The following is a 2,760-nucleotide window of genomic DNA, read 5'->3' on the forward strand; positions in this document are numbered from 1 at the left end:
GCACCGTCACCGTCGCCTCGGTGGCCGCGCTCATCAGCAGCCACGGCCCGGCGACGAACCGCGCGTAGCAGCCGACGTCCAGCAGCCTGGTCAGGAGCAGGGCGTAGCCGTAGTTCACGGCGCCCACGGCGAGGGCCGCCGCGGTGAACCAGCGCGCTCCGTGGACGGCCTTCACCACGTCCGGACGGCTCGCCGGGCGGTGCATCGTCGCGGAACGCGGGGCACTCATGCGGGTTCCCGCCGGTCCTGGGCACCGGACTCGCCGGTGGTCGGCCACAGCGTGGCGCCCGGACCGCAGCCCTCCGTCTCCGCAGCCACGAGTTCCTCGCCCCGATGCGCCAGCCGGAAGGCCGCATCGGGCACCCCGAGCCGCCGCAGAGCCTGGAACGCGCGCAACTCGTCGCAGCCTTGCAGCAGCAGCCGGAAGGTGTCGCCGTCGCGGGTCCACCGGTCGGTCTCCCGCAGGAAGGTCTTCAGCGTGCGCTCGACGTGGTCGCCGTCGGGGGTCCGGAACCAGGTGAGGACCGTCAGGTCACTGGCCCGGCGGCGCGACCTGCGGTGCAGGCGGACACGCCGGGCTTCTTCGAGGATCACCTGGGCGAGCCGCTCGGCGCTGTCGTCCCAGGAGAACCGGCCGCTCCAGGCACGGCAACGCTTCGCGGCCCGGACGCGGGCACCGGCGTAGTGCGGCTGCCGGATCATGTCCGGCTCCGGCTCGGGCGGCAGCGCGGGCAGGTACACCGTGAACACGGTCCGCCCGGGCACGCTGTCGACGGTCACGGCACCGCCGTGCGCGGTCACCACGGCCTGCACGATGGCGAGGCCGAGACCGGTCGAGCCGGTGGCGCGGGAGCGCGCGGAGTCGCCTCTCGCGAACCGCTCGAAGACATGCGGGAGCAACTCGGCGGGAATGCCCTGCCCGTTGTCCTCGACCTCCACGCACAGCCAGCGGTCACGCCGCTGCACCCGCGCCGTGACGGTCGTGCCGGAGGGCGTGTGCTTGCGGGCGTTGCCGAGCAGGTTGACGAGGACCTGTTGCAGCCGGGCCGCGTCCGCCGGCACGAGCGCGGGCTCGTCGGGCAGGTCGAGCCGCCATCTGTGGTCCTGGCCGGCCGCACGGGCGTCGCTGATGGTGTCGACGACCAGCGGGGCGAGGTCGGTCTGCTCGAACTGCAGCGGCCGTCCGGCGTCGAGCCGGGCGAGCAGCAGCAGATCCTCGACGAGAAGGGTCATCCGGCCGGCCTCGGACTCGATCCGGCCCAGGGCGTGCCGGGTGTCGGGCCCGACCTGCTCTCTGCCGCGCCGGGTTAGCTCGGCGTAGCCGCGGATGGAGGCGAGGGGGGTGCGCAGCTCGTGGCTGGCGTCGGCGACGAACTGTCTGACACGGGTCTCGCTCTGCTGCCGTGCGTGCAGCGCCCCGTGGACGTGGTCGAGCATCCGGTTCAGCGCGGCGCCGACCTTGCCGACCTCGGTGTGCGGGTCGGTCTCGGAGTCGGGGACCCGCTCGCTGAGGTTCACCTCGCCGGTGTGCAGGGGCAGTTCGGACACGCGGGTGGCGGTGGCGGCGACGCGGCGCAGGGGGCGGGTGGCGACGCCGACGAGCACGAAACCGGCGAGACCGGCGGCGGCGAGACCGGCGCCGGTGACGCTGACCTCGACCAGGACGAGGGTGTTGACGGTGTTGGTGACGTCCGTGGTCGGGATGGCCACGTAATAGCTGCCCTTGTCACCGCTCTTGTACTGGACCCGGTACTCACCGAGGCCGGGGGTGTCGACGGTGCGCGGCGGACCCTCGGTCTGTGGCACCGAGGCGAGGGCGGCGCTCTGCGCGGCGTTCAGCGACCGCGAGGTCATTTGGTAATTGCCCTCGGAGACGCCGTACGCGGACTGCGTGATCCGGCCGTCCTCGATCTTGGCGGCGACCGTACCGCCCGGCTGCGGCCCCCTGGTGACGAAGTCGGTGAGGCTTTCCACCTTGTTCTTCGCGAGCCTGTCGGCCCCGCCTTCGCCAGGCTCCCGGGGCGGACTCTGCGCGGCCCGGGACGCGGCCGCTTCGACCTGGCCGTCCAACTGCTCGTACAGGTGGGACCTGAGGGCCAGCGTCGTCACCGTCCCGATCACCGCGCACACCACGGCGATCAGCACCACGGACGCGACGACGAGCCGCGTCCGCAGCGTGCGCGGCGTGCCTGTTCGCCGCCCGTCCGCCTGCTGCCGCGTCCGCTGCCGTCGTCGTCCGCTCATGACGCCGCGGGCTTGATCAGGTACCCCGCGCCGCGCCGCGTGTGGATCATCGGCTCGCGCCCGGCGTCGATCTTGCGTCGCAGATAGGAGATGTACAGCTCGACGACGTTGGCCTGGCCGCCGAAGTCGTACGACCACACCCGGTCGAGGATCTGCGCCTTGCTGAGCACGCGGCGCGGGTTGCGCATCAGGAACCGCAGCAGCTCGAACTCGGTCGCGGTCAGGTGGATGTTGTCCCCGGCCCGGGTCACCTCGTGGCTGTCCTCGTCGAGGGTGAGGTCACCGACGACCAGCGTGGAGTCCGAGCGGCGGTCGGCGGCGCCGGAGCGGCGTATCAGCCCGCGCAGCCGCGCCACGACCTCCTCCAGACTGAACGGCTTGGTGACGTAGTCGTCCCCGCCCGCCGTCAGCCCGGCGATACGGTCCTCGACGGCGTCCTTGGCGGTGAGGAACAGCACCGGCACGTCCGGCAGTTCCCGGCGCAGCCGCCCGAGCACGGCCAGCCCGTCCATGTCC

General features: G+C 72.7%; 2 protein-coding genes and 1 pseudogene. All 3 read right to left on the bottom strand.

The features are described from left to right. A partial coding sequence (locus ABZ281_RS45095; RefSeq protein WP_356664151.1) for a hypothetical protein occupies nt 1-229 on the bottom strand: 229 nt, incomplete at its 3' end. 494 nt (nt 230-723) lie between these two features. Continuing rightward, nucleotides 724-2,244 (bottom strand): annotated as a pseudogene (locus tag ABZ281_RS45100) (HAMP domain-containing sensor histidine kinase); the annotation flags it as partial. Beyond that, nucleotides 2,241-2,760 (bottom strand): response regulator transcription factor (locus ABZ281_RS45105; RefSeq protein WP_356664153.1); only part of this gene is annotated, 520 nt, incomplete at its 5' end. The gene ABZ281_RS45105 and the pseudogene ABZ281_RS45100, both read right to left, overlap by 4 nt.

Source organism: Streptomyces sp. NPDC006265 (assembly GCF_040613555.1).
Taxonomy (GTDB): domain Bacteria; phylum Actinomycetota; class Actinomycetes; order Streptomycetales; family Streptomycetaceae; genus Streptomyces.